The sequence below is a fragment of the Myxococcales bacterium genome (genome assembly GCA_016712525.1).
In the GTDB taxonomy this organism is placed as follows: domain Bacteria; phylum Myxococcota_A; class Polyangia; order Polyangiales; family Polyangiaceae; genus JAAFHV01.
In genome coordinates this window covers 2404287-2417786 of the sequence record JADJQX010000007.1, presented here as the reverse complement: position 1 = coordinate 2417786, position 13500 = coordinate 2404287, and the positions used below count along the sequence as shown (strand labels likewise).

Annotated in this window: 13 protein-coding genes; 12 read left to right on the top strand and 1 reads right to left on the bottom strand. The window is 68.9% G+C overall.

Going from position 1 to position 13500, the window contains the following annotated elements:
* Nucleotides 1-97 precede the first annotated feature (97 nt).
* Complete coding sequence (locus IPK71_27240; GenBank protein ID MBK8217438.1) at nucleotides 98-952, bottom strand: hypothetical protein; 855 nt, start codon at nucleotides 950-952, stop codon at nucleotides 98-100.
* 188 nt (nucleotides 953-1140) lie between these two features.
* Between IPK71_27240 and IPK71_27235 the strand changes: the two genes are divergently transcribed.
* From IPK71_27235 to IPK71_27180, 12 genes are all read left to right on the top strand, one after another.
* Nucleotides 1141-3435 (top strand): (Fe-S)-binding protein, encoded by a 2295-nt coding sequence (locus IPK71_27235; GenBank protein MBK8217437.1) that lies wholly within the window; start codon nucleotides 1141-1143, stop codon nucleotides 3433-3435.
* Between the two features lie 145 nt (nucleotides 3436-3580).
* Nucleotides 3581-4753: a hypothetical protein gene (locus tag IPK71_27230; protein MBK8217436.1), complete on the top strand. Its 1173-nt coding sequence runs from the start codon at nucleotides 3581-3583 to the stop codon at nucleotides 4751-4753.
* A 91-nt stretch (nucleotides 4754-4844) separates the two neighbouring features.
* Complete coding sequence (yacG, locus tag IPK71_27225) at nucleotides 4845-5030, top strand: DNA gyrase inhibitor YacG (GenBank protein ID MBK8217435.1); 186 nt, start codon at nucleotides 4845-4847, stop codon at nucleotides 5028-5030.
* Nucleotides 5027-5662, top strand: a complete 636-nt coding sequence (locus tag IPK71_27220) for a hypothetical protein (protein ID MBK8217434.1) — start codon at nucleotides 5027-5029, stop codon at nucleotides 5660-5662. The genes yacG and IPK71_27220 overlap by 4 nt, the downstream gene beginning before the upstream one ends.
* A 102-nt stretch (nucleotides 5663-5764) precedes the next feature.
* Complete coding sequence (locus IPK71_27215) at nucleotides 5765-6673, top strand: hypothetical protein (protein ID MBK8217433.1); 909 nt, start codon at nucleotides 5765-5767, stop codon at nucleotides 6671-6673.
* A 65-nt stretch (nucleotides 6674-6738) separates the two neighbouring features.
* The gene (locus IPK71_27210; protein MBK8217432.1) at nucleotides 6739-7929 is read left to right on the top strand and encodes a PrsW family intramembrane metalloprotease; all 1191 of its coding nucleotides are present in this window, start codon (nucleotides 6739-6741) and stop codon (nucleotides 7927-7929) included.
* A gap of 107 nt (nucleotides 7930-8036) precedes the next feature.
* Nucleotides 8037-8729: a TetR/AcrR family transcriptional regulator gene (locus IPK71_27205; GenBank protein MBK8217431.1), complete on the top strand. Its 693-nt coding sequence runs from the start codon at nucleotides 8037-8039 to the stop codon at nucleotides 8727-8729.
* A complete protein-coding gene (locus IPK71_27200; GenBank protein MBK8217430.1) occupies nucleotides 8722-10008 on the top strand; it encodes a TolC family protein in 1287 nt (428 codons plus the stop codon). Before IPK71_27205 ends, IPK71_27200 begins: the two co-directional genes overlap by 8 nt.
* Complete coding sequence (locus IPK71_27195) at nucleotides 10005-11192, top strand: FtsX-like permease family protein (GenBank protein ID MBK8217429.1); 1188 nt, start codon at nucleotides 10005-10007, stop codon at nucleotides 11190-11192. Before IPK71_27200 ends, IPK71_27195 begins: the two co-directional genes overlap by 4 nt.
* Entirely contained in the window at nucleotides 11189-11869 is a 681-nt protein-coding gene (locus IPK71_27190) for an ABC transporter ATP-binding protein (protein ID MBK8217428.1), read from the top strand. Before IPK71_27195 ends, IPK71_27190 begins: the two co-directional genes overlap by 4 nt.
* Nucleotides 11866-12957 carry an efflux RND transporter periplasmic adaptor subunit gene (locus tag IPK71_27185; GenBank protein MBK8217427.1) on the top strand — a complete coding sequence of 364 codons (1092 nt, stop codon included), beginning with the start codon at nucleotides 11866-11868 and terminating at the stop codon, nucleotides 12955-12957. The genes IPK71_27190 and IPK71_27185 overlap by 4 nt, the downstream gene beginning before the upstream one ends.
* On the top strand, nucleotides 12954-13499 hold the full coding sequence (locus IPK71_27180) for a hypothetical protein (protein ID MBK8217426.1): 546 nt from the start codon (nucleotides 12954-12956) through the stop codon (nucleotides 13497-13499). Before IPK71_27185 ends, IPK71_27180 begins: the two co-directional genes overlap by 4 nt.
* Nucleotide 13500 lies beyond the last annotated feature (1 nt).

Below are 13500 nucleotides of genomic sequence, written 5' to 3'. Positions count from 1 at the left end.
GATATCCGAAGGGCCGCCTTCCGCGCAGCGAAATACGATCCGAACGCGACCCTCGTGGTGGCGTCAGCGGTCTTGATCGAGGACGATGACCGGTGACTTAGCGCGACGCACACGCCCGCTTCGCACGCTCGACGGTGGCCGGATCGGGCTTCTGCACGACGTCGCCGGGGAGCACCTCGGTCACCGTGAACGTGCCGAGCTCGACGTCGTACACGGCCCGAGGCGCACCCTCGGGCGACTCGTCGAACAGCACCACCGTCGCGCGAGGCCTCTCCGGAGGCATGCTCACGACGGCCCCCGCGAGGCGTGGTGGTCGCGCGCCGACGATGGCCTTGGCGTCGTCGGTCGAGGTCGCCACGTCGAGGATGGCCTCGGGGCACGACCCGGGTCGCGCCGAGAGCGCCCGCGCGCGTGCGAAGGTCTCTCCGTAGGCGGACGAGTCCTCCGTGACGACGACGCACCGCGGAAGATCGTGGGCCTCGCACGGAACGCCGTCGCAGTCGCGCGCGCCTCGAAGGTCGCACGAGAGGCCCAAGGTCGTCGTCTCGGTGGTGATGCGGTTCATGGCGCGCTTGGTCGTCGCGAAGTGGGCCACCACGAGGCCGCGCTGCCGAAGGTCGAGCGTCGTGCCGGAGACCTCGCGACGCATCGAAGGCGAGCGCGTGGACTCGGCCTCGGCGAAGCGGAGCACCACCTCGCGGGTCAGGTCGAACCCTTGGAAGCGGACGCGCGAGGCGTAGAGGGCTTCTAGGCGCTTTTTGTCGCGCTCGTCGTGGGCCTCGCGCCACTCGGCCACGGCGGCCTTGGCGGCGTTCTCGAGCGCGCCGTCGGGCGGGGGAGGGGGAGCTGGGGCGTGGGGCAGGGGAGCCACACGCTGGGGGGGCAGGTCCTCGCAGCCCGAGAGCAGCACCGCTGCGGTGAGGCACGAAAAGAGGCGACCCGAGGCACCCATCGACCCACCTCTACCAGGGCTCCCGCGCCCGCGCGACCTCGACCTTTGCCGCAAAAAATCGCCGTCTCGGGCCCGGTCCGTGTTTGACGCGTTGGGCTACGTCCCTATATGGAAGAACGCGCCATGAACATGCAAGTGAGCCGCAGGCGAACGGCGTGCCGATTCCAACCGACCGATGGGAGGGCGCAATGAACCCCCCCGTCATGATCGCGCTCATCGCTCTCGCCCACGCCGTCTTCGCGTGGTCGGCGATCCGGCGCTGGCAGCTCCTCCAGATTGGCAAGGGCGAGAACCGCTTCGACAAGATCGAAGACCGCATTCTGGCCGTCTGGAACTACGCGTTCAAACAAGAGAAGATGGACTACTACCAGCCTGCGGGCTGGGCCCATAAGCTCATCTTCGCGGGGTTCATCACCCTCACGCTCCGCACCCTGGTGCTCTGGGGCCGAGGCATCTACCCGAGCTGGAACCTCTTCATCCTCGGGCCCTCGCAGCCCGTGGGCAAGGTCTACGAGTTCGCGAAGGACCTCGTCGCCATCCTCGTCGTGGTGGGTGTGTCGGTGTTCTTCTACTTCCGCGTCGTGCGGCCGCAGAAGCGCATGACCCTCAACAAGGAGGCGATCCTCATCTTGGTCATCATCTTCACGATGATGATCACCGACATGATGTACGACGGCGCCTCGATGGTGCTCGCGTACCGTCAGGCCGAGCTCTGCGCGCCCGACTCGGTGCTCGCCACGGTCGAGCAGTGCAAGAAGATCGCCACGATCACCGCGCCGTATCCCATGGGCACGGAGGCGCACGCGAGCTTCTCGTTCTTCCCGTCGCCCGCGGGCTCGGCGTTCGCCACGGCGTTCAAGGGCCTCCCGGCCGGCGCCCTCATTTTGCTCGCGCAGGTAGGCTTCTGGACGCACTCGTCGCTCGTCCTCATCTTCCTCAACCTGCTCCCGCACTCGAAGCACTTCCACGTCATCACGGCGATCCCGAACGTCTTCCTGAAGAGCATGGACCCGCCCGGTCGCTTGAAGCCCATGGCCGAGAGCACCGAGAAGCTCATGGAGAAGCTCGAGGCCGCCGCCGGCATGGACGACCCGCTCGCCGGCGAGATCGGCGTCGCGCGGATCGACCAGTTCTCCTGGAAGGCCGTGCTCGACTTCTACACCTGCACCGAATGTGGGCGTTGCTCCGACAACTGCCCGGCGCACCGAACGGGCAAGGTCCTCTCGCCGAAGCACCTCACGCTCGCGCTCCGCGATCACCTCTACGACAACGAGGCGATGTGGGCCGACAAGGAGATGCGCTGGGGAGGCGCCGATCCGAACCTCGCCGAGCTCGGCATCGAGGGCGACAAGAGCCCCGAGCAGCGCATGGAAGAGGTCGAGGGCTCGAAGCTCCCGAAGGCCTTCACCATCACCGACCTCGTGCCCAACATCGTCCACCCGGACGTGCTTTGGGCCTGCACGACCTGCCGCGCCTGCGAGGAGCAGTGCCCGGTCATGATCTCGTACGTCGACAAGATCGTCGACATGCGCCGAAACCTCGTGATGGTGAAGAACGAGTTCCCCCACGAGCTCGCGAAGCCCTTCCAGGCCATGGAGGTGAACGGCAACCCGTGGAACCTCTCGCGCATGGACCGCAGCGCGTGGTCCGACGGGCTCGACATCCCCATGATGAGCGACAAACCCGACGCCGAGGTCCTCTACTGGGTGGGCTGCGCGGCCAGCTACGACGACCGCGCGAAGAAGATCGCGCGCTCCACGGCGAAGCTGCTCAAGGCCGCTGGCGTCGACTTCGCCATCTTGGGCCAAGAAGAGACCTGCACGGGCGACCCCGCGCGCCGCGCCGGCAACGAGCTCCTCTTCGCGACGCTCGCCGAGACGAACGCCGCGGTGCTCAACACCTACAAAGAGCAGGGCGGCGCCAAGACCGTCATCACGGCGTGCCCGCACTGCTTCAACACGATCAAGAACGAGTACCCCGACTTCGGCGCGAAGGTCGACGTCGTCCACCACACCGACTTCCTCATGGGCCTCCTCGCCATGGGGAAGCTCAAGCCCACGAAGCCCGTGACCGGCAAGGTCGTCTTCCACGACAGCTGCTACCTCGGTCGCTACAACGGCGTGTACGAGTCGCCCCGCGAGATCCTCCGCAGCATCCCAGGGGTCGAGCTCGTCGAGCCGGAGTACTGGACCAAACAGCGCGGCCTCTGCTGCGGCGCTGGCGGCGCGCAGATGTGGATGGAGGAGCAGAACAAGACGCGCGTGAACGTGAAGCGCACGCTCCAGCTCGTCGACACCGGCGCGAAGACGATCGCGACGGGCTGCCCGTTCTGCATGACCATGCTGACCGACGGCCTCAAGAGCCAGAGCCTCGAGGAGAAGATCCAGCAGCTCGACGTGGCCGAGCTCCTCGAGCGCTCGTGCATCTCCGAGGAGCTCCCGAGCCCCGCCCCCGAGGAAGAGGCCGCGGCCGCCGAAGAGTAGGCGCAAGGGTCCTGGCTCGCAGGTAGGCGCACATCGCCCTCGGATGTGCGCCTTGCCTATTTTGTCGCCGATTCGTATGCGTCGTTGCCGAGTGCCCGCCGAGATGAAACGCTACCCGAAGATGTCGGTTTCGCCCGGAGGCGCCATGAATCACCGTCGCGTTCGCAGGATCGGTCTCACGTCCCTCTTCGTGGTCGCGCCTCTCGTGGCGTGCATGGCGGCCTGTGGGAGCAGCGACCCCGGCTCCGAGCCGTTCCCCACGGGCCCCGACCCTAGCGCGACGAACGGCAACGGGAACGGCAACGGAAACGGCAACGGCTCGTTCGGCAACAGCACGCTCGACGGCGGAAGCGACGGTCAAGGCGCGTGCGCCGCGTCGGTCGCCGAGGTCGCCAAGGCCAAGGTCGACATCGTCTTCGTCATCGACAACTCCGGGTCGATGGGCGAGGAGATGACCCAGATCAAGACGAACGTGAACTCGTTCGCGCAGAAGATCGGGCAGACGGGCCTCGACTACCGCGTCATCTTCATCGTGCGAAAGGCGTCGAGCCCCACCCAGACGGGCCTCGTCATCTGCGTGCCGCCGCCCCTTGGCGGGGCGAACTGCGCCGACAACCCGCCCCTCTTCTGGCACATCAACCAGGACGTCCAGAGCACGAACTCGCTCTCGCTGATCCTGTCCACGTACGACAGCACCAACGCGGCGCTCGCGTGGAACAAGCACCTACGCGCCGACTCGTACAAGGTGTTCGTCGAGGTGACCGACGACCAGTCGCAGATGACCTCGCAGGCCTTCGATCAGGCCCTCTTGGCGAAAGCGCCGGCGGGGATGTTCGGCACCGCGGCGGACCGGCGCTACATCTTCCACACCATCGCGGGGTGGACGCCAGGCACGGCCTTCGTGACGGGCGCGCGGTGCTCGACGTCCGAGAACAACGGCTCACGCTACCAAGAGCTCAGCCAGCTCACGAAGGGCATCATCGACTCGGTCTGCAAGACCGACTACTCGGGCGTGCTCGACAACATCGCCAAGGGCACGGCCGACCGCCTCGCGTGCGAGCTCACCGTACCGACGCAAGCCTCCGCCGATCCGACGAAGGTCGCCGTGCAGGTCACGTTCCCGAACACCCCGCCGGCCGCCCTCGTGCGCGTGACGGACGCCTCCAAGTGCGCGCAGAACCCCGACGCCTGGTACTACGACGACAACGCGGCCCCGAAGCGCATCCTCCTCTGCGCCGACTTCTGCACGCGGGTGAACGCGCAGCAGGGCACGAAGATCCAAGCCCTCGTGGGCTGCAAGGCCGACGATCCGCGCTGAGCGGATCGGCCGCCGCGAGCGCGTCGGGAAGGATGGACCTGCGCCATCACACGGCACCCACCTGGGCTATCCGCGTGGTACGCTCCGGCACGTGAGCACTTGCCCCATCTGCCACGAAAAGGCGGCCCCGCGCGCAGAGAACCGTTCGTTTCCGTTCTGCGGGGCGAGGTGCCAAGCGGTCGATCTCGGCCGCTGGCTCTCCGAAGACTACCGGATCCCCACCTCCGAGCTCCCCGACGACGAGCTCGCGGCGGCCGCGAAGGAGAGGCTCTCGTGAAGCGCGCCGTCGCCCTCGGCCTTTTGGGTGCACTATGCACGCTCGCGGGCTCGGCCTCCGCGCAGCTCGTCCCTCCGCCGCCGTTCGGAGCTCCGAGCGCGGCGCCGCCTGGATACCCGCAGGGCCCGCCCGGCGCTCCCGGCGGAGGACCGCAGAGCGGCACGGTCGCGCAGCTGAACCAAGCCGAAAACGAGGACAGCGGCCGTCGCCTCGAGCTCGTGTACGCCGCGGCCGACGTGGGCGGCGGATTCTTCGCGGGCGGTGGCTCCGGGACGGGGCTCTTCGGGTTCGGCGGGGCGGTCGGCGTGCGCCTCGTCAGCTTCACGCTCGGGGCGCGTGTGCGCGATCTTGTCGGGGCGACGAACTCGCTGCTCCTGAACGCCGAAGGTGCCTACCACCTCGTGCTCGGCTCGGCCGATCTCGTGCTCGGCGCGCACGGCGGCTACTTCACGGTCACGAACGCGGGGGGCGGTTCGGGGGGCAACGTCGGTCTCGACGTCGGTGTCGACTACTACCTCTCGTCGCTCTTCTCCGTGGGCGCCACGGCCTCGCCGGGCCTCTATTTCGGCGGGGGCGATCCTGTCTTCGGCCTCTTCGTAGGTCCGCGCGCGGGGCTTCATTTCGGCCTCTGACGGCGATCACGGTCGTTCGCATGTAGGGTGCCGTGTGTGTGCAGTATGCAGCCTTCGGACACTTGCATGAATGCGGGCCGCGAGGCGTGTATCGTAAAGACCATGACCTCCTTTGCTCTCGGGCGTCCTGCGCTCGTCGCGGCGGCCGTAGCTCTCGCCCTCGTCTCTTCGTCCGAGGTCGCCCGCGCGCAAAATGAGCCTGCGCCGCCCGCCGCTCCGGAGCCGACGCCTCCCGCGGCCCCTGCGTCCACGGCCCCTCTGTCCACGGCTCCTGCCCCCGCTGCCCCCGCGCCGTCGGCGGCGCCCGCTCTCCCGGACGAGCTCCGCCCGAAAGGCGACGGGGCCACACCGGGAGCACCTCCAGCCGAGGCCAAGGGCGAAGAAGAGGGCTCGCGCCTCACCGAGCTCCTCTGGCTGAACGGCGAGCTCGGCGGGAGCTACGCCAACATGACATCGTTCTCGGTCGAGAACCTCGGCATCACGAAGGACTCGGGCGGCGGTTTCATGGCCGGCATCGGCGCGGGCATCCGCATCGTGGTCGTGAGCCTCGGCGTCAAGCTGCGCTGGCACAAGCTCTCCACCTTCAACCTCGTGCAGGCGAACGGCGAGCTCCTCTTCAAGCTCCCCATCTCCAAGGTGGACGTCCTCATCGGAGGCCACGGCGGCTACTCGGGCGTCGGTTCGCTCAACGACCTCTTCGCGAGCAACGCGGCCCAGAACGCCACCACCGCCGCCGACCTCACGAGCAACGTGAGCGTCCGGGGCTGGAACGCGGGCATCGACCTCGGGTTCGACTACTTCATCACGAACTACTTTTCCCTCGGGCTCGGCCTCACCGGGGACTTCCTCTATCTCCAAAGGCCGAAGTCGGCTCCGCCGGAGGGCTTCTCGGATCTGCCCCCCGAGGTGCAGGCCGAGTACCTGAACAGCGACGTGGCCAAATACGACGGAAAATCCGCGGGTTTCGGGTTCGCGGGCGCGCTGCGCATCGGCCTCCACCTCGGCCCGTGACCGCGTGGGCGTGCTCCTTGCGTCCCGCATCGACCGCGCCGAGCTCGCTTTGCTAAGGTAGCGGCGTGGCGCACGTTTTGTGGTGGCTCTTGCCGGCGGTGATCCCGGCCCTGCTCTTGCTGGGCGTGGTGCACTTCTCCGACACGCGCCGCGAGCCCGTGCCGCTCGTGCTCACGACGTTCTTCCTCGGCGGGGCGTTCGGTGGGGTCGCGTTCTACCTGCAGCACCTCGCCACGAAGTGGACCGGCCTCGACGTGAACGCGCACGTCTCGGGAGACGCTGGCGCGCTCGTCTTCATCTTCGCGTTCGTGGCGCCGATCCGCGAGGCTGCCAAGACGGCGGCCATGTGGCCCGCGTTCCGCTCGAAGCACTTCGACGAGCCCTACGACGGCGTGGTGTACGCCGCGGCCTCCGCGCTCGGGTTCGCCGTGACCGAGAACGCGCGCATGCTGATGACCCACCCGCACGCTGCGGTATGGCTCGCCCGCGCCGCGCTCGCGCTCCCGGCGAACGTCTTCTTCGCGACGACCTGGGGCTACGCGCTCGGCCGCGCGAAACGTCGGCGCGATCCCGGGCCCATTTTCCCGGCCGCGTGGACGCTCGCCACCCTCGTGCACGGCCTCTACGCGCACCTCGTGTGGGGGCGCGGCCCGGGAGCGCTCGTCGGCACTCTGCCCCTCCTCCTCGCGATGGGCACGCTCGCCTTCTTCGCCGCGCGTGACCTCCGGATCCGAGGAGACGCGCAAGCCGCCTCGGCCGACGGCAACCGGCTCGAGCCCGTGTCGATCGAGCCGGCGAGCGGGCCTCCGACCCTCGGGCGTGTGCGAGACGCACTCCGGCGCGAGGGGCGGCCGATCATGGTGCGCTGGATCGTGGTCGGCGCGCTCGTCACCGTGGGCGCGATGATGCTCGGTCTCGCTGCGTCGATCGCCTTCGGGCACTGGGCCAAGGTCGACTTTTCCCTGGTCGACGAGCACGACGTCGCCACCACCGCGCCCGTGGCCCTCCTCGGGGCGGGCGTGCTCTCGGCGTTCCCCTTGAGCGGGTACCTCATCGCCAAGGCGTCGCAGCTCCCCACGCTGCTCGAGCCCGCCCTCGCGACGGCGCTCGCGATCGGGCTCGTCCTCGCGGTCCTCGGGTTCGCGGCGCCCATCTCGCTCCTCTTCGCGTTCGCCTTCTCGCCCATCGCGTGGGTGCTCGCGTGCGCGGGGGCGTGGGTCGGTCGGCCTCCCGAGCCGTCGCACGGACACGGCTGAGGTCGAAGGGCTCCTCGCCGAAGCACCGCACACGTGACCGTCGTGGGCCTCCGGCATCCCCACTTGACTCCATCGCGCGATGACCGTAAGTGAGTACTCACTCAATAATGGGTCGCCCAGCCACCATCAAAGACGAGGCCCTCCTCGACGCGGCCCGCGAGGTCTTCCTCGAGCGAGGCCTCGCCGCGACGACGAGCGAGGTCGCTCACCGCGCCGGGGTGTCCGAGGGAACGCTCTTCAAGAGATTCGGGACGAAGACCCGCCTCTTCGAGTGCGCGATGAGCGCCGAGACCGACACCTCGGGCCTCGTCGAGGGGGTGGCATACGGCGCTCGCGGGAAGCCCGTCGAGGTGCTCTTCGAGGAGCTCGGCCTCGCGCTCCTCGCGAAGTTCCAACGCATCGTCCCGGCCGTGCTCACCCACCTCGTCGGCACGCTCGCCAAGGGAAATCCAGAGCTCCCGAGCTTCGTGACCGACGTCCCCCCACCGCTCCGCATGCTCGTCGCGGTCGAGGGGTTGCTCACCGCCCTCCGGGACGACGGCCGCATCGCCGAGGTCGACGTCCAGGTCTTGGCGCGCATGATCGTCGGCTCGATCTGGCAGTTCGTCTTCCTCGATTTCGCCATGAAGCGCTTCTTCGGCGGACGCGGGGCTCACCCGATGACCCCGGAGGACTACGTCCGGGGCCACGTCCGCATCATGCTGGCCGGCGTTCGCCGCCGGCCGGGCCGGGCTGCCCCGGCTCGAAAGGGCGCCACGAAGGGCACCCCCAAGAAGGCAAAGCGAGGAATGAATGAGTGACCGATCACCATCACGTATGCCCATGGCCGCCCTGCTCGGGGCCGTCGCCCTGCTCGCGCCCCGGGTCGCGCTCGCGCTCGAGCCGCTCGAGCCGTTCGTCGCCTCGGCCGAGACGCACGCCTTCGATGCCCGTGAGGCCCGGGCCGTGCTCGCCCAGCGCGAGACCGAGGCCGACTCGGCCACGGTCAGGCTCGCGCCGACGTTGGGCGTGACGGGCGTCTACACACGGAACCAGTTCGAGGCGCGGGTGGGGGACAAGCTCATCGTCCCCGAAAATCAGCTCGATCTCTACCTCACGGCCAACATGACGCTCGTCGACGTGGGGCAGTGGGAGCGTATGGGGGCGACCAAACGCACGCGTGAGGCCGCCGAGTCGCGCGCGAAGGCCACGCGGCTCGAGGTCACGCGGCTCGTCGTGCGGGACTACTACCAGGTCGTGGCGGCCGAGGCGGTGCTGTCCGCGGCGAGGCGCACGCTGGCGACGGCCGAGAAGAACCTCGCCTTCGTGACCACCCGAAAGGACGCAGGCTTCGCCCAGGAGCTCGACCAGAAGCGCGCCGAGGCCGAGGTCGCCAAGGGGCGCCAGCTCGTCGCCGACGCGACCTACCAAGTGGCGGCGTCGCGCCGTGCCCTCGAGACCGACTCCGGCAAGAAGCCCGCCGAGGGCGCCCCGGCGCTCGACGCCGACCTCACGCCCGAGGCCCCGCTCGCCGACTGGGAGGCGCGGTCGGGCTCGTCTCATCCGAGCGTGCGGGCCGCACAAGACGAGGCACGCGCCGCCGAGCGGCAGGCGAGCGCCACGCGGGCCGCTCTCTTGCCCACCCTGTCGGTCGGCGCCCAGAACCGCTTCACGAACGCGACGGGCTTCCAAGATCGGTCGAGCGTGTACGCGCTTACGGCCACGGTTGCCCTCAAGTTCGACGCCACTCAGATCGTGAACGGCAACGCGCTCGGGGATGCCGCCGTCGCCGCGCGGATCCGTGAAGAGAAGGCCACCGCGCAGGCGCGCGATCGGGTCTTCCTCGCGTGGCACGCCGTCCGAGCCCAGATCGACAAGGCCCAGGCCGCTCGCGCGGGGCTCGCTGCGAACCAGCTCGCGGCGCGCATCGCCCGGCAACGCTACGAGGCCGGCACGGCCACCTTCCTCGACGTCGTCACGGCCGAACGCGACGCCTTCGCCGGCGAGGTGACCCGCATCCAGGCGGACGGCGATCTCCTCTTGGGGCGCGCAGAGCTGCGCATCGCCGCGGGCAGCTTCGGAAAGGCGGACCGACCGTGAGCGAAGGGCGAAAGATCGCGCGGCCCATCCGCGGACGCGCGGGCATCGTCACCCGCGTTCGCACCATGGCCCTCGCCGGGGTGCGCATGATGTTTCACGATCGCTTGAAAATGGCGGGCACCATGCTCGGTGTCGTCTTCGCGGTCGTGCTCTCGAACCAGCAGCTCGGGACGTTCTTGGGCCTGCTCTACAAGAACGTCATGCTCGTCCGGAACACCCCGGCCGACATCTGGATCCTGCCTCCGGGCGCCGAGACGACCCAAGGCGGAAAGGTCGTCCCCTACGCCGACATCCTGGCCGCCCGCACGGCGAAGGGCGTGGCCGCGGCCGAGCCGCTCGTGCTCCAGACCGTGCAAATTTCCCTGCCCGGTGGCGGTCAAGAGCCGCTCAACCTCGTCGGGGTGGCGGCGCCCTCGTACCTCGGCGGGCCCTGGAACATGGTGCAGGGGGACCCCAAGGTCCTCACGCGCCCCGACACGATGATCTTCGAGGACTCGGAGCGCGAGGTGTTAGGGGGCCTCAACGTCGGGAGCGTGCGTGAGGTGAATGGCAGGAAGGTCACAGTGGGCGGCTTCAGCTGGGGCCTCATCCCGTTCGGGCCGAGCTACTGCTTCGCCGACTACGAGCTCGCCCGTGAGCTCACGAAGCTCCCTCGCGATCGCGTGAATTTCGGGCTCGTCAAGCTCGAGCCCGGCGCCGATCCGAACGCCGTGAAGGCCGAGCTCAAGTCGCGCCTCCACGACTCGGACCTCATGACGCGGCCCGAGTTCGAGCGGGCCATCGTGAAGAACGTGCTCACGAAGACCCCCATCGGCATCACCTTCGGCACGAGCACCGTCTTCGGGCTCATCGTCGGCTTCGTGATCGTGTCGCTGTCGATGTTCAGCGCCGTCGTCGACAACATCCGCGAGTTCGGGACGCTCAAGGCCATCGGCGCCAAGATGACAGACCTCGCGATCTTGCTGTTCGTCCAGTCGCTCATCTACGGCGTGCTCGGCTCGATCATCGGGCTCTTCGCCGTCTCTCGCATCGCGGTCGGGGTGCGTTCGGCGAAGCTCGCGCTGAACCTCCCTCCGCAGCTCACGTTGGGCACGATCGTGGTCATGGTGCTCATGTGCGTGATGGCCTCGAGCCTCGCCCTCCTTCGGCTCCGCAAGGTGGAGCCCGCCATGGTGTTCCGATGACGTACGCGATCGAGTGCCGCAACGTGCAGAAGACGTACGGCTCGGGGCCTACGGCGTACCAGGCGCTGAAGGGCGTCGACTTCGTGGCCGAGCCCGGCGAGTTCGTCATGCTGTCCGGCCCGTCGGGTAGCGGGAAGACCACGCTGCTCTCCATCCTCGGCTGCGTGCTCACGGCGTCGAGCGGCACGGTGAAGCTCCTCGACGACGACATCTCGAAGACGAAGGAGAGCGCGCTGCCCGAGCTGCGGCTCTCGTACGTCGGGTTCGTGTTCCAATCCCACAACCTGCTCGCGTCTCTCACAGCTACCGAGAACGTGGTCATGTTGCTCCAGCTCCGCGGCTACTCGCACAGGGCCGCCGTGGCCGAGGCCCACAAGCTGCTCGGCGAGGTCGGCCTCGGCGAGAAGGTCGACTCGAAGCCGGGCGATCTCTCGGGCGGCCAACGCCAACGCGTGGCCATCGCCCGGGCCCTCGCGGGCTCGCCCCCCATCCTCCTCGCCGACGAGCCCACCGCGGCCCTCGACGCGCAGAACGGCCTCGCCATCACACAGACCTTGAAGGCGCTCGCGAAGGATCACGGCCACACCGTCGTGGTCGTCACGCACGACAACCGCATTTTTCATCTCGCCGATCGCATCGTTCACATCGAAGACGGCCTCATCGTGGAGAAGTCATGAAGCACCGTGTTTCCCCAGGTTCCGTCGTGTTCACGCTGTTTCTCCTCTTCGCCGCGGGCATGGTGACGAAGTCGGTGCTCGCCGGGCCTCAGACCGTGCCCGGCGAGAAAGAGCTCAAGAAGACCGAGCGCGAGGCGAAGCCCAAGGCGGGCACGGACGAGCGCACCCAGATCCCCGAGGGCAAGCTCGTCGCCGGCAACGGCATCATCGAGCCGGCCGACCGCGAGACCAAGCTCGCGAGCCACATCCCCGGCCGCATCAAGTCCGTGCTCGTCAAAGAAGGGGACGAGGTCGCCCCGGGCGCGCCCATCGCCGAGCTCGAGAACGACGCCGAGAAGGCCGCCCTCGACGCGTCCGAGGCCGACCTCGCCGTGCGCCGAGCCGAGCTCATGAGGACGACACGCGGGCTCCGAAAAGAAGATCGCGACGCCATCGTGGCCGACACCGACAGCGCGAAGGCGCGCGCGGAGCTCTCGCAAGGGGCGCTCCAGCGCGTCGAGGTCGCATCGAAGGGCGGCGCCGCCACCGCCGACGAGCTCGACCGCGCCCGCCGCCAAGCCGAGGCCGACAAGGGGCTCCTCGAGGCCGCCGAAGCCCGGCGCCGCGCGGCCCTCGCAGGGGCGCGCGCCGAGGACGTGTACGTCGCTCAATCGAACGTCCAGGCCGCCGTCGCGAGGAGGGATCAGGCCAGGTCGACCCTCGATCGCCTCACGATTCGTTCGCCCATCGCGGGCCGCGTGCTCCAGGTCAAGCTCCGCGCCGGCGAGTACTACAACCCCCAAGGCGGTGATCCGATCGCGATCGTGGGCGACACGAGCAAGCTCCGCGTCCGCATGGACCTCGACGAGCGGGATCTTGCCAAGGTGAAGGTCGGCGCGAAGGGGTTCGTCACGCTGAACGCCTATCCGGGCCGAAAATTCGCGGCGCGTGTCGTCGAGCTCGGGCGACGCATGGGCCGCAAGAACGTGCGCACGGACGACCCGACCGAGCGCATCGACACCAAGATCCTCGAGGTCCTGCTCGAGCTGGACGATCGCGACGGGCTCGTGCCCGGTCTCCGCGTCGTGAGCTACGTGGAAGAGGGATGAGCCGCCTCGGCGTCGCGGTCATCGTCGGCGTCCTCGTCTCGTGCACCTCGCCCCGTCCGGGAAGTGGAGGGCCCGCCCCGATCGGCTCGGCGGCTCCCGTGGCGAAGGCCGCGCCCGACGCCTCTCGAGGGCGCGATGCCTCCCGCAACTCGAACGGCACCCTCCGGGACTTCGGTCCCCTCCCGAAGGGTGTCCCGGGCAGGGTGGTCGTGTTTCGGTACGAGGACTTCGGGCCGGAATCGCTCGCCGCGCCGCTGCTCGGGGCCGAGTGTTATCCCTTCGGGGCCTGCTGCTGCTCCGAGCCCGACGATCGCTTCGACGTCCGCGTCGTCGTCTACACGGGGCCCGAGGGTGATCTCCGGGAAAGGTACCCCTCGGGGCCTACCCTGGGGGACTACCGATTCGTACCGCGGACCGCCGCGCTCGCGCACGTCGACGCCGCGCTGAAGGACCTCGAGGGTGCCGGCGCCGACGATGGGCTCACGGGGCTCGTGGCTCGCCTCCGCGCCACGCGGAAAACCCTCGTCGAGGGGCTTCGCTGAC